This window comes from Rhodococcus sp. PSi06 (assembly GCF_054960675.1).
The window spans coordinates 114,254-133,165 of sequence record NZ_JBHNYO010000018.1 but is presented as its reverse complement, the minus strand read 5'-3'; the positions used below and the strand labels follow the sequence as shown (position 1 = coordinate 133,165).

General features: G+C 56.1%; 16 protein-coding genes. 9 read left to right on the top strand and 7 right to left on the bottom strand.

Features of this window, described 5'->3' with window-relative positions; all coding sequences use genetic code 11:
• The first annotated feature begins 84 nt into the window (after nt 1–84).
• A complete protein-coding gene (locus ACFI9K_RS21930) occupies nt 85–423 on the top strand; it encodes a hypothetical protein (protein WP_462665456.1) in 339 nt (112 codons plus the stop codon).
• A 123-nt stretch (nt 424–546) separates the two neighbouring features.
• Here the strand turns inward: ACFI9K_RS21930 and ACFI9K_RS21925 are convergent, their stop codons facing one another.
• The 3 genes from ACFI9K_RS21925 to dndA all read right to left on the bottom strand — a co-directional run bounded on the left by ACFI9K_RS21925 (nt 547) and on the right by dndA (nt 4,473).
• On the bottom strand, nt 547–1,239 hold the full coding sequence (locus tag ACFI9K_RS21925) for a hypothetical protein (protein ID WP_462665455.1): 693 nt from the start codon (nt 1,237–1,239) through the stop codon (nt 547–549).
• Between the two features lie 7 nt (nt 1,240–1,246).
• On the bottom strand, nt 1,247–3,037 hold the full coding sequence (locus ACFI9K_RS21920; RefSeq protein ID WP_462665454.1) for an AIPR family protein: 1,791 nt from the start codon (nt 3,035–3,037) through the stop codon (nt 1,247–1,249).
• Between the two features lie 242 nt (nt 3,038–3,279).
• A complete protein-coding gene (gene dndA, locus ACFI9K_RS21915; RefSeq protein WP_462665453.1) occupies nt 3,280–4,473 on the bottom strand; it encodes a cysteine desulfurase DndA in 1,194 nt (397 codons plus the stop codon).
• 100 nt (nt 4,474–4,573) lie between these two features.
• On the opposite strand from dndA, the gene dndB reads away from it, so the two are divergent.
• Genes dndB through ACFI9K_RS21890 form a run of 5 tightly spaced genes read left to right on the top strand, consistent with a single transcriptional unit; the run spans nt 4,574 to nt 11,038 of the window.
• Nucleotides 4,574–5,698, top strand: coding sequence for a DNA sulfur modification protein DndB (dndB, locus tag ACFI9K_RS21910; protein ID WP_462665452.1), 1,125 nt, complete (start codon nt 4,574–4,576; stop codon nt 5,696–5,698).
• On the top strand, nt 5,695–7,224 hold the full coding sequence (gene dndC, locus ACFI9K_RS21905; protein WP_462665451.1) for a DNA phosphorothioation system sulfurtransferase DndC: 1,530 nt from the start codon (nt 5,695–5,697) through the stop codon (nt 7,222–7,224). The genes dndB and dndC overlap by 4 nt, the downstream gene beginning before the upstream one ends.
• Entirely contained in the window at nt 7,221–9,194 is a 1,974-nt protein-coding gene (gene dndD / locus ACFI9K_RS21900; RefSeq protein WP_462665450.1) for a DNA sulfur modification protein DndD, read from the top strand. Before dndC ends, dndD begins: the two co-directional genes overlap by 4 nt.
• Before the next feature lie 5 nt (nt 9,195–9,199).
• Nucleotides 9,200–9,580: a DNA sulfur modification protein DndE gene (dndE, locus tag ACFI9K_RS21895; RefSeq protein ID WP_462665449.1), complete on the top strand. Its 381-nt coding sequence runs from the start codon at nt 9,200–9,202 to the stop codon at nt 9,578–9,580.
• A 9-nt stretch (nt 9,581–9,589) separates the two neighbouring features.
• A complete protein-coding gene (locus ACFI9K_RS21890) occupies nt 9,590–11,038 on the top strand; it encodes a DNA phosphorothioation-associated putative methyltransferase (RefSeq protein ID WP_462665448.1) in 1,449 nt (482 codons plus the stop codon).
• 154 nt (nt 11,039–11,192) lie between these two features.
• Here the strand turns inward: ACFI9K_RS21890 and ACFI9K_RS21885 are convergent, their stop codons facing one another.
• The 4 genes from ACFI9K_RS21885 to ACFI9K_RS21870 all read right to left on the bottom strand — a co-directional run bounded on the left by ACFI9K_RS21885 (nt 11,193) and on the right by ACFI9K_RS21870 (nt 15,671).
• On the bottom strand, nt 11,193–13,403 hold the full coding sequence (locus ACFI9K_RS21885; RefSeq protein ID WP_462665447.1) for a ParB N-terminal domain-containing protein: 2,211 nt from the start codon (nt 13,401–13,403) through the stop codon (nt 11,193–11,195).
• Complete coding sequence (locus tag ACFI9K_RS21880) at nt 13,404–14,132, bottom strand: hypothetical protein (RefSeq protein WP_462665445.1); 729 nt, start codon at nt 14,130–14,132, stop codon at nt 13,404–13,406. It lies immediately after the preceding gene.
• Nucleotides 14,133–14,469: 337 nt separating this feature from the next.
• On the bottom strand, nt 14,470–15,114 hold the full coding sequence (locus ACFI9K_RS21875) for a VWA domain-containing protein (protein ID WP_462665444.1): 645 nt from the start codon (nt 15,112–15,114) through the stop codon (nt 14,470–14,472).
• Between the two features lie 92 nt (nt 15,115–15,206).
• The gene (locus ACFI9K_RS21870; protein WP_462665443.1) at nt 15,207–15,671 is read right to left on the bottom strand and encodes a 5' nucleotidase, NT5C type; all 465 of its coding nucleotides are present in this window, start codon (nt 15,669–15,671) and stop codon (nt 15,207–15,209) included.
• Between the two features lie 718 nt (nt 15,672–16,389).
• Here ACFI9K_RS21870 and ACFI9K_RS21865 point away from each other — a divergent pair.
• The 3 genes from ACFI9K_RS21865 to ACFI9K_RS21855 all read left to right on the top strand — a co-directional run bounded on the left by ACFI9K_RS21865 (nt 16,390) and on the right by ACFI9K_RS21855 (nt 18,911).
• On the top strand, nt 16,390–16,803 hold the full coding sequence (locus ACFI9K_RS21865) for a hypothetical protein (RefSeq protein ID WP_462665442.1): 414 nt from the start codon (nt 16,390–16,392) through the stop codon (nt 16,801–16,803).
• Between the two features lie 330 nt (nt 16,804–17,133).
• The gene (locus ACFI9K_RS21860; protein ID WP_462665441.1) at nt 17,134–17,427 is read left to right on the top strand and encodes a hypothetical protein; all 294 of its coding nucleotides are present in this window, start codon (nt 17,134–17,136) and stop codon (nt 17,425–17,427) included.
• Between the two features lie 5 nt (nt 17,428–17,432).
• Nucleotides 17,433–18,911: a lipase family protein gene (locus tag ACFI9K_RS21855; protein WP_462665440.1), complete on the top strand. Its 1,479-nt coding sequence runs from the start codon at nt 17,433–17,435 to the stop codon at nt 18,909–18,911.
• Nucleotide 18,912 lies beyond the last annotated feature (1 nt).

Sequence of the window (18,912 nt, the reverse complement as noted above, 5' to 3'; positions counted from 1 at the left end):
GTTCGATCGAATCGCGGCTGAACGCGCATCGCGAAGCCTCGGTGATGGTCGGGTTCGTCCTCTAATTGCTCTCCCACTCTAGCCGTGGGTCAAGGCGGGTACGAGGGTGTGCGAGAACAGGTGATCCGCGCTCTTCATTCGACGGCAATGGACTTCGTCGCGTATTCGGACTTCGACGTCGTGTTCGTGGTCGAGAACGCAGCCGACTACGCGGCGTTCCAGCCCCTACGCAAGGACGCATCGAACGAAGGGCGTGATGAAGCCCGACCGCTGGCCGAGCTCATTGCAGGCGGTGACGTCGCACTAATTCTCGGCGCAGGTATCAGCATTTCCGCCGGTCTGCCAACACGGGACAGCCTGCTGCGTCAGCTCAACAACACGCTCCTTCCCGATCTCGATCCCGAGGTGTTCTCAGAACTCTGAGTACTCGACCAGGCACAGCTGCTCGCGAACTCGAGCCCATCGAAAGTGTTGGGGCACAGCGTCTCGCAGCTGACCAAACAGATCGGTGTGCCCTGCCGGAGTAGCGCTGCTTGCCCTACTACATCACCGTAGTTGTCGCACAAATTGCAGTCCAACACACAGGTCAGCAACCACGGAGTCGTCGCGAACAACTTTCTGCATCTCAAATCCGATAGGCAACAGCCCTACTTGGCCCACATTCTCCAGCAACTTATAGGTTAAGCAAAAAAATATTGGCACTCGCTCCGACTTCGACCAGGAACGCATTTCTAGTGCAGCCCGCGTCCCTTCAGATGTATCACCTTCGCTCGACTGACTTGCGGTCGGTATTGGCGAGCGGCGGGTGTTCAGTGGCGGCTCACTCAGGCGATGGCCCATTGATCCTACCGACGTTAACTTTGACAGGTTCGGTTGAGCTGAAGCGATATCTAAGCCAGTCGATGAATATATATCGATTCGCCAGTCAACCGCGTTCCCTGCCGAGGAACCGACCGGGTCCAGGCGGACCACAGCTTGAACTTTGCGTTCCACTAAATCAAACAGTAAAGACTGAAACTTATGTTCGACGGCTTCAAGTTCTTGACCACGACGCTCCGTCTCTGCTCGAGCGAGAATCAGCTTGGCCGCCTCAGCTACCGCCAGCAGTAGCACAAAGCCAATCAAAATCCAGATGGAAGCAGTTCCCCACCAATCCAGCGAATCAAGCAAGAACGATGCTGCCGTAATTCCAATCAACGACGTTGCAGACGCTGCGCGTGCAACCACTAATGCATTCACGACCGAATCAAATCGGTAGTACGTCGAAAATATTCGCGCGCATGAAAACTAGCATCGATTTTGCCTCATTAGTAAGTTCATCGAAAGCTTTGAGGTTCTGAAAATCATGCTTGATGTCGAATGCTTCTTCTTGACTGATTGCATATGTCCGCTTGCCGTTCGCCCACTTAACTATAACGAGCGCAGAGAAACGGAGAATCGAGATGTACGGAGATTTATCGGTAATTCCATCACGTATCTCGCCTGCTATTTCCAAAGCACGCTGCCGTGACACATTTCCGTAGTGCCTACTTAGCAACCAATAGCATAGCGCACTCCCATGAGCGGACCATTGAGCTCGCGCCCGTACAAGCATCTCGCGTTCAGACTCGTCCATGTCGGGATAGACCGCTTCTCGACAAGCTGGGTTGGACTTATGCAACATGTCATAAAACAGCTTGTACAAGTAGAAAGAAAGCGCGTACATACTGACATCGACTTCCTCGTTGTACACTCTCCCGTAGATCCGGAAGTCCTCGAACATTTTGGACTTTTCAGTAATAGAAACCGCGGGTTCGCCAAGCATTGCGCGAAAACGTTGGCCCGCATCTTCTTTTGTTATCTTGCCTGCATACCTCTTTTGCTCAGCACGAGATAGCCCTGTGTACGAATTTCGGCGGCGTTCATAGAAATAAGGAGGGTCAAGGTGTTCGAAGTCAGCTTCGATCCGGCGTTGCAATTTGTCTTGCGCCTTGAGGTCCGCTGCTGAAACCGGGTTTTGCCTATTGGTCGATTCAGCGACCTCGCGGGCTATCTGTTCGCCACTACCGTCGGACTCAACCACTACAATCCTGGCGAGCAACTGAGCCTCACCTTGCTCGACGTTGTCGACGTTGTCGGCCAGGGTCATGGCCGTCTGCGCCCCATTAACGATTTGCGGATTCGTCAGAGTTAAGTTAGCGCCATCCTCTTCTAGATTCTGACACACAACCGTCAGTCCGTTGTTAAGGATTAAGAAGTTACTTCGCCCCTCTGGCGAGGCCAACGTGTTAGATATCGCCTGATTAATCTTTGAGCTGCTTAAACGGTACCGAATATTCCAGTCCACGAGACTCGATCTATGCTCGGCTGCTATCGCCGCTAAGTTGTGTGCATCGAGAACTGCTAAGTAGTAGCCGACATGTCCGCCGTAGGCCCGGGTTTTAACGGTTTGGAGCTCGGCGGCAAGAAGGAACTGCACTTCCTGGCCCGACAGATCGTTCGTAGTAAGGCGATTCTCACTTATTTCCTCAAGCTCGCCAAATGTATAGATTTTCGCCGACACTTGAATATCTAGATTTAATGCCTCCGCAATTGAATCGGAACTCTGTATTAAATCGGATGAAGCCGACCCAAAGATCACCACTTCTAAGACAATAGAAGCACCTCCGGCCAACGCATCTCGAACAGCCTTACCATGTTCGGCGAATTTTGAACCCATGCTTTCGGAATACACAGGAGATAGCAAACGCGTCAATCCGCTGACCAATTCCTCTAGAGGCACACTTGAAAATACCTTTTTGCTATCGCTCGAATATTTTGTCTGCATTAGAAATACTGTTGAATTTGCGTTGTCGATTGCAATAGCATCGATGCCGCCGTCACTGCCCCCCGCCGAAACATCGCACATCTCTATTGCCGTGTCGACGTCTTCATCGTGCAGAAAGGAGGTTGCCCACACAGAGAACGCGTCGCCCTCGTTAGCCAGACCTGGGAAGTCGTCACGAATCTCACGAACTTCTCGCCGCACCTTGTCTTCGAAAACGCTCTTCTGTATCACGCAGCGACCTCCGGCTCCCATAGCTTCTTAGCGTCAGCAAACGCCGTGCGACGCACACTACAGAAAGATCGCGCAGTCCATCTTAGGCTTGCCGAGACTGGGCACCCGAGATCCAGAGCCATACGGTCGCATCCGACGACCGCGGCGCAGAGTCGCGATCTGTGATGGAAGAAGGGGTCGAACGCCTATCCTCATTGTCAACCGAGGACTGACTTTGCAGAGCCCACGTAACGGAAACTGCGTTAGGCAGGCGGAACAAGCCGTTCCAACCGACTGGCAATCTCTGCCCAGTTCGGCTGCTCACCCAGGTGGCTCCAAGAGAAGCGAAGCGCACCGCTAATGGTGGTGGGTTCCAAACCCATCGCAACCAAAACATGGCTGGCGGCATACTGCTGTGATGTACACGCTGAGCCATTGGATACCGCTGCTACATCCTTGAGAGTGACGATGGCCGCTTCCGAATCCACCCCGGGGACCGAGAAATTTAGTACATGAGGCATCGTTCTTGTTGGATCGCCATTAACTCGAATTTTTAGGCCGGCAAGTTCTTCTAGCAACTCAGATTTTAGCTGCGCCGTACGGACGGATCGAGGCTCATAGTCCCTGGTGGCGATGGCTATCGCCGAGCCGAGCCCAGCAATCAGGGCCACCGGAAGCGTCCCTGCTCGCAACCCACGCTCTTGTCCTCCACCAACAACTAGTGGACTGAGCGGAATTCTTGAGAAGCCCCGCCGTCTGGAGATGAGCGCACCGATACCCTTAGGTGCGAACAGTTTATGTCCAGAAATGCTAATCAAATCGATTCGCGAATTTTCAAACGCGCGCAACATTTTTCCGTACCCTTGCGCACCGTCTACATGAAAGTAGGCTTTGTGCCCACTAAGCTTTTCCGCAATTTCGCCAATTGGCTGGGTCACGCCGGTCTCGTTGTTTGCCGCCATCACCGACACCAGTAACGTGTCAGGGCGGACAGCCGCCACAACATCGTCCGCTGAAACCCAACCGCCGGAATTTGGTGCAACCTCAGTAACCTCGAAACCCCGCTTCACCAGCTCGTGAATGGGCTCCAACACAGCCTTGTGCTCAATTTGAGTCGTGACTATATGCATCCGGTCCGAGGCACGTCCAGCTTCTTCAAGGCCAAGGATTGCAAGGTTGTTACTCTCAGTAGCCCCACTGGTGAAGATCACCTCGTCTGGCTTGGCACCCGCGGGTGCCGCAACCTGCTCACGGGCGCGATTCACGCGTTCCTTAGCGCGTTGCCCGTACGCGTGCGTGCGGCTGCCGGCGTTACCAAAATCTTCCTGCAGGTAGTGGATGACCTCTGCTAAGACTTCAGGATCGATTGGCGTCGTCGCGTTGCAGTCCAGGTACACCGGAGCCGCTACAGCGGCGTCGCTCACCAAAGAGTTGTCGGTACCCGGAGCTATGGTCATGCCCGTGACTGTACGCGAAAATCCACGTAGGTGTTCGTTAAACCTGGCGTGTTGTTCGGATGTATAGTTCCGTACATCAGCGACCAACCTTTGGAGAGACATGGTCAAGCAGTCAAGCTCGGTAGCTCGGAGCCCGGGCTTCGAGTACGTCTTCCCTGCCATCCGGGGGGTTCAAGCCGGGCGGGGCTACTTCGTGACCATGTGCCCCTTGAGACTAATACCGCGCCTGTTCCTGTTCGACGACGAGGAGCTTGTGCCGGAGATGCGTGCGCAGCGGACGCTCAACAAGGCGCGGGTACCCGAGATCGCTCGCTACGTGGTCGAGAATCCGGACAGCTACGTGTTCTCTGCACTCACGGCGTCCGTCGACGCTGACGTCACGTTCGAGCCGTTCGGCGGCGGTGGACCGAACGACCGCATCGGCACGCTTACCATCCCTATGTCAGCGAAGTTCGTAATCAACGACGGCCAGCACCGCCGAGCGGCGATCCAGGAAGCTCTGAGTCAGAACCCAGACCTTGGTGACGAGACCATCGCTATCGTCATGTTCCTGGATCTCGGGCTCAAGCGTTGTCAGCAGATGTTTGCAGACCTGAACAGGTACGCCATCCGGCCCGCAAAATCGATCAGTGTGTTGTACGACCACCGAGATGACCTGTCTGCCATCACGCGCGTCGTCGTCTTCCAGTCCGACTTCTACAACGATCTGACGGAGACCGAGTCGAGCAACTTGGCAACCCGCTCACGGAAGCTGTTTACGTTGTCCGCAATGTACAGCGCAAACCGGGCACTTCTCGACGGTCTCGACGACAGCAGTTTCGATCAGAAAGTCGAAATGGCTCAAGTCTTCTGGGACACCGTCTCGAAGTACATCCCCGAGTGGACTCAAGTTCGCCAACGCGAAGTCAGCGCCGGCGAAATCCGCAGGGATTTCATACACAGCCACGGCATCGTGTTGCACTCACTCGGCAAGGTCGGCAACAGCATCCTGCGGGACACACCTGACAAGAAGAAGTGGCCCAAGATCCTGAAGCAACTAGGAGACATCGACTGGCATCGATCGAATTCGTCCGTTTGGGAGGGTCGGGCAATGTCCGGTGGTCGCGTCTCGAAGAGCGCCGGCAACGTGTTGCTGACGACAGCGCTCATCAGAAGAACCTTGGGAATCCCATTGCCAGCCGACGAGCAGCGCGCCGAAACTGCATTTAATGGAGGAGACAAGTGACCATTAACCTACCGATCCGACCGCGATCTGCGTTCGACGATCTAGGGCTGTCGGGCACGATCGACGAATTGGTTGAGCAAACTCAGACTCTCTACCTCGAAGACGGTATCCCATGGGTCATCGGTTATTCAGGTGGTAAAGACTCGACCGCTGTACTGCAGCTGGTTTGGATGGCCATCGCTCGCTTGGAGCCGGAGAAGCGAACCAAGCAGATTCATGTCATCAGCACCGACACATTGGTCGAGAACCCCATCGTTGCGGCGTGGGTCACGCACTCGCTGGAGACGATCAGAGCCGCTGCAACCCAACAGGATCTGCCGATCGAACCTCACCGTTTGACGCCTGCTGTCGCGGACACATTCTGGGTCAACTTGGCGGGTCGAGGATACCCTGCCCCACGGCCCAAGTTCCGTTGGTGCACAGAGCGGCTGAAGATCAAGCCCTCCAACAGTTTTATCATTAACATGGTGAAATCCCACGGAGAAGCGATCCTGGTCCTGGGCACGCGTAAAGCTGAGAGCTCCGGTCGGTCACATCGAATGTCCGAGCTAGAGTCACGTCGGGTGCGAGATCTACTCAGTCCCAACGACTCTCTTCCCAACTGCCTCGTCTACTCGCCTGTTGAGAATTGGTCCAACGACGATGTATGGACCTTCCTCATGCAAACCAAGAACCCATGGGGATACTCGAACAAAGAGCTTCTTACCATGTATCAAGGTGCCTCGTCCGATGGAGAGTGCCCGTTGGTCGTCGACTCCTCCACCCCGAGCTGCGGTGATAGCCGGTTCGGTTGCTGGACATGCACACTGGTCGACAAAGACAAGTCGATGTCGGCGATGATTCAGAATGACGAAGAGAAAGAGTGGATGCTTCCACTCTTAGAGCTTCGTAACGAACTCGATGTAGCCGATGACAGACATCTCCGCGATTTTCGCCGTATGAACGGGAGCGTCCAGCTCTTTCACGACCGAACCATCCCGGGCCCATACACGCAGGAGTCACGCGAACGATGGGTACGTAAGCTACTCGAAGCTCAGACATGGATTCGCGCAAACGGGCCGAAGATAGTCGAAAACCTTGAGTTGGTAACACTTCCGGAGCTCGAGGAAATTCGTCGGTTGTGGGTAGTCGAGAAGCACGAGTTCGAGGACAACCTGCCCGCCATCTATCGCGAAGTGACTGGCGAGGATTTCCCTGGACGCCCACTCGACGAGCATCTCCCCCTCGGTCCAGAGACGGTCGCCATCCTCCAGGAAGTCGTGGGCGACGACAGACTCCATTTTGAGCTCGTACGCGAGCTGCTCGACATCGAGCAGCGACACCGTTCACAAGCCCGCCGTGCCGGTCTTTTCGACTCTCTTACGAAGGCGATGCGCAGAGGTTTCTACGATGACGAGGACGACGCCCTAAACCGGGCTAACAAGCGGCGAGACGCGATTGAACGTGAGAGCGACTCCGACACACCCAGCGATCTCGACATTGCAGCGGGGTACGTTCGCGCAGTTCCGACAGGGGCAACAGATTGATACTCGATCAACTGGTCTTACAAAACGTCGGCACCTTCTCGGCGAGACACAAAATAGAACTCACGCCGAAGTCGTCGACCAAGCCAATTATTTTGGTCGGCGGATTGAACGGTTCTGGCAAGACCACAATTTTGGAGGCAATTCACCTCGCGTTCTACGGAACGCTGGCTCAATCGACAGGGCGTCGAACCGGAAGCTACGAGAACTACCTCCGTAGCCTGGTGCACCGTGGTGCCGCTCCCGGCTCGACTTCAGCGGTCGAGCTCGAATTTCGCGCCAACCAACAAGGAGTCGAGCATAGATACCGTGTGATGCGTTCATGGGAGGGATCGAAAGACCCCGTACGCGAACGCCTCGAAGTGGAAGTGGACGGGGTTGTGGACAAGGCCCTGACCTCGACGTGGAGCGAACACGTCGAAACCTTCCTGCCGCGCGGTATCGCGGGTCTGTTCTTCTTCGACGGTGAGCAAATCGAGGCCCTGGCCGATATGCAAAAATCGCGCGAAGTGCTCGGATCGGCGTTGTCCACTTTGTTGGGACTCGATCTGGTCGAGCGACTCGCTACCGATCTGGCCGTTTTGAGACGCCGGCACCGAATGAATCAGATACCTGAAGCCCTCAAAGCCAAAGTGGCAGAGAAAAAGGACGCGGCGTCGAACTCTCGACAGGTAGAAGAGACCACTGTCGAGTCGCTGGCATCCGCCCGGGTCGAGTTGGAGCGCGCGGAAAAGCGTCACTTCGAGCTAACCGAGCGATATCGGTCGACCGGAGGTGAACTGCTCGACAAACGTGTGGCCACCGAAAGTTCGGCGCAGCTGCATCGGGAATCTCTGGACCAGATCGAGGCTGAACTGCGAGAGGAAGCCGCCGATGTCGCTCCTTTGCTTCAGATCAGCGAGCTTCTCGAGGGGCTGGAACGGCAAAGCCTGGCGGAAGTCAATGCCACAAACCAGCGAATAGTCGCAGACGCTCTCGTTTTGCGTGACCAGGCAATCGTCGACATGCTCTCGACGGCCAGCGTCGATGCCTCTGCCTTGGACACCATCGCTCTGTACATGTCAGAAGATCGCACACGTCGTGAATCAGAAGGAACGGTGCCGCACGTGACCGGCCTTCAGAATCCAGCGGGCATCGCGTTCCTACGAGAGTCAGCACTACCGGGTGCCCGAAGACGACTTGCATCGCTTCTGGAGCGTAGACATTCGACCCGTACGGAATTGGATCAGCTCGAGCGCGTCCTGGTTGCCATGCCAGATCCCGAGTCACTTCATGATTTGAAGGCCGAGTTGGACGTTGCTTCCTCTGACCTTGTGCGTAAGCAAGCGACTCTTCAAATGGTCCAGGAAGCGCTTACATCAACCAGAGCGGACAGAGTCAAGGCTGATGCAGCGTACGAGAGTGAACTAGACCGTCTCGCACACGCCGAGCTATCCACGGATGACGACACTCGGATCGTCACTCACGTAGACAAGGTCAAGGAAACCCTCGAATCTCTTCGTGGTGCCGCCACGCGCAGATACCTGGGAAGGATTGGGGAGCTAGTCCTCGAAGCGCTGCAACGACTACTTCGCAAAGAGTCCCTCGTGGCTTCCGTGAACATCGACCCCGATACCTACACAGTCGAACTCGAGGGAAGAGACGGGAACGTACTTCCCGCCAACCAGATGTCTGCTGGCGAACGTCAGCTACTCGCGGTCTCGCTGCTGTGGGGCTTGGCACGGGCGTCCGGACAACCACTACCTGTTGTCGTCGACACGCCGCTAGGCAGGCTGGACGGATCCCATCGAGGCCACTTGGTCGACCGGTACTTCCCGTATGCAAGCCATCAAGTCATCCTCCTGTCCACGGACACTGAGATCGATGAAATAACCTATGCGCGAATCGAGAAATTCGTGGGCCGCGCGTACAGACTCGATTTTGACCAGGCAACGAACTCCACGTCCGTGCTGCCCGGCTACTTCTGGGAGTAACTAAAGTGCCACTCGAACATGTTCGCTTGTCCCAAACAGCCCGCGACCAACTAGTAACACTCAAACGGCGCACCAAGATCGAGCATTGGAACGTTCTGTGCAGGTGGGCTTTGTGCCGATCCCTCGCCGAGCCGGCGGTGCCCCCCGCCATCCGACTCGTTACCGACAGCAGCGTCGAGATGACCTGGAAAGTCTTCGCAGGTTCTCACGGAGAAACACTTTGGGCACTAATGAGATACAGATGCCACCGAGATGGACTGCCGTTGGACGAAGACACTGTTGCCAACTATCTCCGTTTGCATCTTCACCGAGGAATCGGATACTTGATTGGTGACACCCGTTCTTCGGACATCGGGGGGCTGGTAAAGCTTGCGCTGACAGAGTAGGTCATTGGCATGCATCTGGAGAACGTTGCTCGGCACAGGACTGCCATGGCGCGAACAGCCCTGTCCAGGCCCGTAGAAACCGCCCTAGCGGACCAAATCCTCACGACGGGTATGTCGTTTTTCGACTACGGGTGCGGGCGGGGGGACGATCTTCGAGGCTTGTCTGCCTTGGGTTACCAGGCATCCGGCTGGGACCCTGGTCATCGTCCTGGGGCAGTAAGATCTTCTGCAGACGTAGTCAACTTAGGGTTCGTAGTCAACGTGATCGAAAACCCTGCTGAGCGACTAGAGACAGTCAGGTCCGCCTGGGGGCTTGCGCGGCGAGTTCTGATCGTGTCCGGGCGACTTGTTTGGGAGGCAAGACATCTAATTGGCCGTCGCTTTGCCGACGGAATAATCACACAGTCTGGCACCTTTCAAAAATTCTACGAACAAAACGAATTATCGAATTGGCTTGAACAGGCACTGGGCGAGAAGCCCGTCGCCGCTGCTCCCGGTATCTTCTACGTTTTCAGGGACGAAGTAGATGAACAACAATTCCTATCCAACCGAGTGCACACGTACCGCCCACGCGTACAGATAGACCCTCACGTCACATACGAGCAGAACAGCCAGCTGCTTGAACCCTTGTTCAAATTCATGTCTCGGCATGGACGCTACCCGAAGACTGGTGAACTTGAAGTTGATCATGAACGGAGTATAAGAGAGCAATTTCAGACGCTTGGCCGCGCCATGAACTTGATATACAAAGTCACGGAAGATAGCTACTGGGATCGCGTTCGAACGCAGTGCAAGAGCGAGCTCGTTGTCTATGCCGCCCTCTCGCGATTCGGACGTAGACCGAAATTCGGCAGCCTGGGAAAAACACTGCAACGCGACATAAAAACTCATTTCAACACTTATCGAGAAGTCACCACCCTCGGCGATCGCCTCCTCGCCTCATCAGGCAACCCAACGTTGATACTGATGTCAGCTCGCAGCTCAAAAGTTGGGAAACAAACACCCTCAGCACTTTATGTCCATCGCAACGCTGTTGCGGAGCTACCTCCACTCCTCCAGGTCTATGAGGGGTGCGCGCGGGTCCTGTCAGGGAATATTCCGCGCGCCAATATGATCAAGCTTTCGGTCCTCAAACCGCAGGTATCTTTCCTGACCTACCCCGATTTTGAAGCAAACGCGCATCCGACGCTTTCGAGTGCAGTGACAGTCAACTTGCGGGATCTCTCCGTGGATTGGAGAGACTACACCCGATCAACCAATCCCCCACTCCTTCATCGAAAGGAAGAATTCGTGGGTGCCGACGACCCGAGACGCGCGCTCTACGAGAAGTTGACCGCATCCGAGGTGCGAGCGGGACTATATGAACGCCCTGAGCAGATCGGCACGTTGGACGGATGGCGACAGACCTTGGAACGAAGCTCGAAGATTGTCCGTGGGCATCGCTTGTTCAACAAGTAGATCGGCATAACGTCAGGAACCGGCAGCCTCTAGGGTGAGTATGCCCCCCCCGAGGGCCTGAAAGTTCATCGTCAGATCGATCATCGGTCGATGGTCGGGCTGTGGTGCAAACGGTTTCCTTCCGCGGGCCACCGACTATCTTTAAGACACGCCTCTACGACGGTTCACTCACCTCACCATTGGCAGCTTCCGTTCCCAGGCCATCGTCAAGATCATCATCGACCTGGTCATCATCCGTCAAAGTCGTATCGGGCGTATCAACAACTTTGCCTGACTGAACCTTGAACCACGCCTCCAGCTGTTCGTCTGGTACGTCGAACCATTTTGCAATAGCGCTTCTAACTTCCTTGGAAGAATCTACTACTGCTTGCTGCCTACGTGTGTCGTCTTTCAAATCGGGACGAGTTGTCCGCAATGCCTTATCCTTCTCGCCAACGATATACGTTAGATAGGCTTGCCTTGACTCGTCCCGAAGATTCAGTAGAGATTCTTCATTGACGACGCCTTTCAGCGGTGCGAACCCCTCCTTTGAGGCCAGAATTTCCAACCAGAAATACCGGAACTGAACTGCTCGTGGCGAGTCCATATTCGTGATTAAATTCAAAGGACTTTTCGGAGACTTGGCACTACGCTTCGACAGCGCGAGCCGCCGATCGTAAGAGCCTGAGGTTCGGCTCTCCATCCAACAATTGACACCTGCCTTCATTCCCTCAGCGACACTTACGACGTCGTCGATGCCGCCCGGTGTTGCTCGTTTCACGATGGATGCCAAGGTCAAGGCCAGGCCTAATTGACACGCGTGGGTGTTTACCGCTTGGAAGAGTTGATTCACTTCGTCCACCCTTGACTTGGCACCGATGTACTGATCGGCCCTAAGGGTTTCAAATTCCGATTGCTTGGTGACAATCAGATCCCAAGCCTTCACAACATCTGGCTTTGTAGTTGCCCCGTAAAGCTCCTTTTCGCGTTGCCAGTAGGTAGCCGAATCGCGGAGTGTCCAGTACATTCCCACTCCGCCGAACAATGCATCATTCGCGAGCGTTGAAATGGCATCGTCAAGTAGCCATCCATCTTTGAGTTGAGACAATGCACTCGCGTGTGCTCTGTAAGGCAGAATTCCGCTGAGAAGCACTAGTATCGCTCTTCCCCATGACTCCCGGTACGCCTCCGATAACTTTGGTACCGCGGAGTCAGGAAAGTTCTTATTCGCCAACTCGTCTCGAGAGAAAGGCTGGTCACCGTCGATGGTCGGATCGAACAATCTCTCTACATCTAATTGTTCGCGCATGAAGGAGTTTTTCTCTTCTTCAGGCTCGCGCTTTCCTATTACCGAGTCGAGCTTGTTGATATATTTTGGTGGACCAAAGACGGTCCGACTTATCATTTGCTTAATGGCATGTATATTTGTTAATGCAGACCATCTCGCCGATGTTGTCGATTTCGTATCCGGATTGTCGTACTCGACGCAGAATAACGGTAAGTATTCCTCACCAGGCTGATTGCGCAGATCAGTTAGCGTCGTGCGAACAAAGATATTGAGCAGCTCGCTATCCGAGAGCAAAATTAGCCTTGATTCGCTTGGAGTTCGAGCTTCTTTATTGACATCCACGAAAACCTTACGTGCGGCCTTGTGCGGCTCGTGGCCGCTACCGAACTTCTCAGGAAACCACAGAAGAGTGACCGGGACTTCAATGTCATCCAGCACGCCATCACGATTCTTAAGCGCCTCTTTAATTCGCGATTCGTAAAAATAGCGGTATCGCGCGCCCGAGGAGCTTTGCCATGCCGATCGAATAGTTCGATCAATGGCCAACAATGCCATAGCACGGTGCTGCCCGTCGACAACCACAAGACGGCAGAACTCGCTGTTCCACTTGACCTCCCCGAGCGCAATTGGACTCGCTTTGCCTGTGTCGTCGACTAGCCGGCGGATGCGCACCGACTGGCCTGCATCCTGCTGAGCCCAATCCAACCCGCCGTCGTTCACGATTGTCCGCTGGCCCAGCTCGGGGAATTCCGAAGGTCGCTGAGACTGAAATGGAAGCAAGACTGCGACTATTGGTGGAAAAAACGCTGGTCCATTTTTCTCTGGATTGAGTAGGTAAGGTACGAGATTAACCGCGACGCGGTGATCATCAAGGTCGCGTTGCAGGAGCTGGTTGAAGTCGAGCTCCTCCGAAGGGATCACCTCACGAACCGGCACAAGGTGCTGAGTCAACCTCCGCTCAGAGTCGGCAGCATCAGCTCCCAGCCGGGCTTTGGTCATCAAGTAGTCAACCTGCCCCGCCGGCGTTGAAAATCGTCCGGTGATTCCTTGAACGCTATTTTGAAATGAAGCACCGCTGCCAAATTGACCAAGACTCATTTACTGCCTCCCTAGAACCGGTTGAAAAACTCGCTGTAGGACCCATTCAGCATTTTGTGCTACCACTCTTCGCTGAGCACGTCCATCGTCGTTAGTTCCGAGTCCCATGAACTCTGTACCCGACGGGAGGACCCAAACGTCCAGTCGTTCCAGGCGGATCCCACACCCGGCCAGTCTCTCCCCCAGCGATTGCCCATTGAATTGCATCACGTCAGCCAGGGCCGGATTCTGCCTCAGCTGAGCGTATGCAGCCTCATACGCTTTCTTGTGTTCGGCTAACCTGCCCCTCAGATTCGTCGCGACGCCGATGTATAGCGGGCTCGCGAAGATGGGGGATGCAGCCAGCAACAGGTCGGCCAACAGTCGCCGCTGCTCCGGATTTGCAGATACTTCAGCCAGGCGTAAACCCAATCGGCTGGTCTCGGTTACTTCGTCGAGGTCTGCGGCCGACTCGCGATTGAGTGTTGCTGACCAGTTCAAACCGTACTTTCCGGGGCCTGCCATATGGACTGGTCCCGTGCGGTGCACGTTGACATAATCCATGATGGCTCGGTTAAGTTCAAAGGTCGCCAAGTCTCTGTCGCCCCGCAACCGAGGTTCCCAGTCGCGCTCGGAGAGCGCCACCTTGGCATACCACGCGTAGATGCCAGGCACATCTGGTGCCATGTCGAGCTCTAGCGCCCCGAAACGCTTTGGCTGTGGAGGCTGGCGATTGTGCATCACAGACATCACGTGATCCTATCCGTCCAGCCCCCAGGGGCGCTGCTTGGCTCTCATGATCGTGATTCTTTAGGTCGGAGACTTGACTCTTGCAGTTAAGCCTACCCAAAGCGTGGGGGGAACTATCTGAGGGCGCACGGATCCTTCAAGCATTGCCTTTTCATCGTCGAGCTGAGGATGACTGGTAATCCTAGTCCGAGCGCGGCAGCACTAAACACATCCTCAGCATCAGGTACAACCTACGGACAGATTCCACTGATCATCCAACCGGCTAGTGCGGCAACGATGCAGAGGACGAAGACCGATTCAATTGCCCCTCCACTGCACCGCTGGCCCCGGTACTTGCTCATTCGCCGCGCGCTCGGCGACGGTCGGCTTCGGAGAAACCCTGGGCCAGTGGCGCTCCGTGCACCTGGGCACGCTTGCGGTCCTGGTAGCTCGCCACTGAATCGAAGGCAGCCGTGACGCCGACCGTTGTCGATACGTACGTCATCGACTTCTCCCGCGCGAAGCCGAGATCAGCGCCCACTTCGACAGCGTCGATGTTGGAACCCAGGAAAACGAAGTCCCACTGGTAATCCCGCTGCTGTTTCGCAATCAGCTCGCGCACAGCAGTATTGGTCCACTCGTTGCTTGCGTTCTCGTGCCCGTCGGTCATCACCAGGACGGTGACCAAGCCAGGGCGGTCGTCCTCGGGTAGAGCACTGAGCTCGACACCAACCTCGGTGACGAGCCGGCCGACGGCGTCGTAGAGGGCAGTCATCCCGCGTGGCTCCAGCACGAGGTTCGGTACTTCCGCGATCGGCTGCGAGCTGTAGACCGACTCGTATCGGTCGTCGAACTGAGCCAGAGTGACAACGGTATTGCCGTCGGACTCACGTTCCTTGGCTATCAACGAATCGAACCCGCCGCGGGTGTCATCGGCGATGGCATTCATCGAACCCGAACGGTCGAGCAGAGCAGCAACGAGAGACAGCTGTGGATTGGTCAAAGAACCTCTTGATAGAAAGTGCGCCGAAGTGACGCGGTGAAGATGATGGCCGAACCATACCGAGGGGTACCGACAGGACTGCGCTGTGACGACTACGCCTGCTCCAGCAGGTAGGCCGTCACCTGGTCCCACGTCTCGAACGGTTCGGTGCCGTACCGCAGCCATTCCCCGTCGAATTTGCTGGCCCCGTTATTGCGTCGGTCGTCTACGAGGAAGTCTCCCCGATTCAGGTTCTTGTGGTGGGACAGGATCAGTCTCTTGTAGGCGACGGATCCTTCGTCGAATCCGAGATGCTTCTGCACCCACAGCACCTTGTCGTGCCAGGCACTGGGGTTCTTCCACGGGGCGGTGGAGAGGATGTAGGTGTCGAACACCGCCGCCAACTCGCGGTAAGCATCGAGCGCTCCGTCGATGGGATCCATCAGAGAAAAGATGTGCGGTACCTCGTCGAGGTCGTTGGGGTATTTCGCGATATCGACCGGGTCTGCCCGGTCGATGCCCGACTGGAAGTTCACGAGCGTGTTGTCGAGGTCTACGTACAGAATTTTCTTGGCCATCAGCCACCTTTCGTCGTGCACCCTCGCGGTGCAATGTCAGAGAAGATTCGCGGGAACGTCGACACCGCAGAGGAAGCAGAACTTGATCCGTTCTGCGCTTCGATCATCGCACACGCCTACGACACGCCGATCCGCGACCGATGTCGGCACCGTGAGCTCCGCACTGTGTCAGACCAATTCGATACATTCAGCCATACAGGACCGAGCCCCCGGGGAGAGCGAAACCTGCTGCGCACCAACTATTCACCGCCAGTGTCGGGCTTCATGCATCTAGCCCTCGCTCACCATGATGCACACGACCTGCCCCCCAGAAGAGTACGAACGTGTCAATGGCGAAATTGCAGACCCTCGCGTCCCGCACGAGACCTCCTTATAGCCACAAAGACCGCCCCGACGAAAACTTGAAGACATACATAAAGCAACCCCGACTACGTCGCTCCGGAATGGCATTTCGCATCGACCATCGGCGGAGATCGATACGCCGTGATCACCGACCTCGATCATGAGTACGCCGAATCGACGGTGGAAATCGAACAGGAAGTAGAGCTCGAGATCGGCCAGGTCGTGTCGAAAACCCTGTGGCGTGATCACAAAACCGATTTCAACCTGCTTGGTCACGGAGACTCGGTGGACGGTTGGGGCGCTTCTGTTAAAGGGCGGGGCGCTTCTGACCGCGTTCATCACCCCCGCGGGCTCTCGTCTCGCGATCGATCCTTGGGTGTACACGCGAGAGTGGTTGGCAGAATCGCTCGTCGACCAACCGGTGGCACTCATCATCGACCTCGGTCCTAGCGACTACATCCCCAGCGAGCACGATTCTGAAGACGTCCCGTGCGCTCAACTGCAGGTGATGGGAGACGAGGTATTCCTTGTTCGTCGCTCACGTACAGAGCTCGGGCATTTACTGCTCGCCGACTATTCGACTACGGCAATCACTCTCGACAAGTGTTACCTGCAGGAACATTTCGACGACTGCACTGACGGCTACCTGTTCACCAAGGGTCGTCGCCTGGCCGCCGAAACCTGTGTCACCTGGTTCCGGGACAAACAGGACCCGAACGAGAAGATCGACATCGGGTGCGACTACCGATTCGCCGACCAATTCGTCCCCGAGGACCAGACGCTCTTCTAGTCTGGACCCACCGGTTGAACGGGCTGTCAGCTCACGTTGTGGTCGCCAAAGACTCTGTCGTTCCTTCGGACCCGGTCGATAGCCGCAACCGCATGGCCCGCCAGAACTCGCGGCACGGGGGTGTAGTTGCCGCTGGACACCGGATAGCGCGCGGCCACAGGCTGGAGATCCACCCCGGTGGCGTGACCCTATTGCCATCAGGTCCGCCTACGGACGGCGCAGACCTGTGGGTTGCCTCGCATAAGACAAACAGCCGGTATTAACCTCTTGCTCGAACCAAGCAGCAATCCTCTCCGCTCGAAGGGCAGCCCATCGAGGAAGTTGATCTACTTGCACGGTGTCGGCGATGGCGACACGAGCCAGGCGTGGCTCAAGGCGCTCAACAAGAGTTTGTCCGCCGAGGGACTGCCAGTGATCGAGCCGGAGGATGTGATCGCACCCCAGTACAGCGACCTCCTCGTATCTCCGGACGCCGAGGCAAGCATTCCGAAGCCAACGGTGAACAACGACAAGTCAGATATTTCGGTAGAGCGGGCTAGCTTCATCAACCGACAGATTGAGGCCGCGCGGATGGCCGGTGCGGACCCCTCAGCTCAGAGCCTCGGCTCCCGCTGCCCGACTTGAACGGAATGGATGCGAAATTGGGCGTGGTACTTAAAGGAGTACCCGATAAATGGTTTGCGACTGAGATCAAACAGATTCAAGCCTACTTGCACCGAAAAGGTCTTCGCGGACCTGTACTGACACGGGTTTTGGCTGCCGTACCTCAGAAAGGCGAGATCGTCATAGTTGGCCACAGCCTGGGAAGTGTAGTGACTGTCGATCTCTTGTCGCGGCTACCCGCAGACGTCTCTGTCCGTCGTGTAGTCACAATCGGAAGCCCCGCGCACACCGGGCTATTCGCGGTGTCCCGGCACGAACTGATCGGAAACTTCCCCTATGCGCGAACCAATTCTTGGCTGAACTTCTTCAGCCGACGAGACCCGGTCACCCGAGCGCGCGGATTGGCGACAGTGTTCGCCGATGTACAGGACATTCGGGTTAACATCGGTAAAGTCGCCCATAGCGCGGCTGCGTACCTCGAACAACCTTCCGCAGCCAGGGCAGTTGGTGGAGCCTTCTACCAATCTGACCTGACGCCACGACGCACCACGAGGGTCACGACGGCGCTGACCGACGATACAGCCGCCTTGGTATTGGAACTGCACTTTCGGTACGCCGTATCTGGCGCTATCTCTGATGAGAAGATCAAGGCTCGTTTCACCGAAGCGATCCGGATCAAGCGCGCCGACCTGGTTGACCAGATATGGAAAGCAGATAGTACGGGAGTACCACTCCCGCGAGAGCTGCACTTGCTGGCCGGAGGAAAAATACCAGAGGTACCCGACTTCTGGAGCAAACCCAGGATTATCGAACAGCTCACCATCCTCGCGCTCAGCGACCTCACCGCACCATTCGAAATCGACATCGCGGACGCTAGCTTCAAGGCCATACCAGATATCGCCGAACAGATCGGGCTGACACGAGAGTTCGGCGACGCCCTCGCGTGGACAATCCGACGCTTCAAAAGCAAAATGACGAAGCTGAGCAAGCCGGGGACCAGCTGGCAGCGCTGGGCGATAGCCGGTGCAGGTCTTGCAGTCATTGCGATCGGACCAATCGGTCTCATTGCGCTTGCGCCTGCCGGAGCGGCGGGAGCAGCGGCCATGACGGGTGGACTAGCCGCACTGGGGCCAGGGGGCATGGCGGGCGGCCCTGCCACGATCGGCGGGATCGGGGGAACGGGTACAGCCATCACAACCGCGGCAACTGTTTCCAGACGCCAAGGAGCCAGTCGATTGAGCTCCGAGGAACTGTTACTCGCCGTAGCTGTTGCGTATGCCCAGAAAGTCCTGGCCCATGACTTCGATGAAGATTTGTGGTTCAAGGCATCGGCATCGGTGGCAGAGCTGTCCGCACAAATCAATACCGTTGAAATGCTCAGTGATCCGAAAGCACCGTCTGTGGCAGCGATGATCGCGGAGCGAGACATGACTCAGAACCTGGTGCAGTTCATGGAAGCGAACGACCTCGTTCCAATAAACGTGCCGCGAATCGCCCTCGCCTGAA

Excerpts from the sequence above, each read along its gene's own strand:
- ACFI9K_RS21890 (WP_462665448.1), top strand. The coding sequence starts at position 9,590 with ATGCATCTGGAGAACGTTGCTCGGCACAGGACTGCCATGGCGCGAACA.
- dndA (WP_462665453.1), bottom strand. The coding sequence starts at position 4,473 with ATGACCATAGCTCCGGGTACCGACAACTCTTTGGTGAGCGACGCCGCT.
- dndB (WP_462665452.1), top strand. The coding sequence starts at position 4,574 with ATGGTCAAGCAGTCAAGCTCGGTAGCTCGGAGCCCGGGCTTCGAGTAC.
- ACFI9K_RS21855 (WP_462665440.1), top strand. The coding sequence starts at position 17,433 with ATGGATGCGAAATTGGGCGTGGTACTTAAAGGAGTACCCGATAAATGG.
- ACFI9K_RS21880 (WP_462665445.1), bottom strand. The coding sequence starts at position 14,132 with ATGTCTGTGATGCACAATCGCCAGCCTCCACAGCCAAAGCGTTTCGGG.
- ACFI9K_RS21870 (WP_462665443.1), bottom strand. The coding sequence starts at position 15,671 with ATGGCCAAGAAAATTCTGTACGTAGACCTCGACAACACGCTCGTGAAC.
- ACFI9K_RS21885 (WP_462665447.1), bottom strand. The coding sequence starts at position 13,403 with ATGAGTCTTGGTCAATTTGGCAGCGGTGCTTCATTTCAAAATAGCGTT.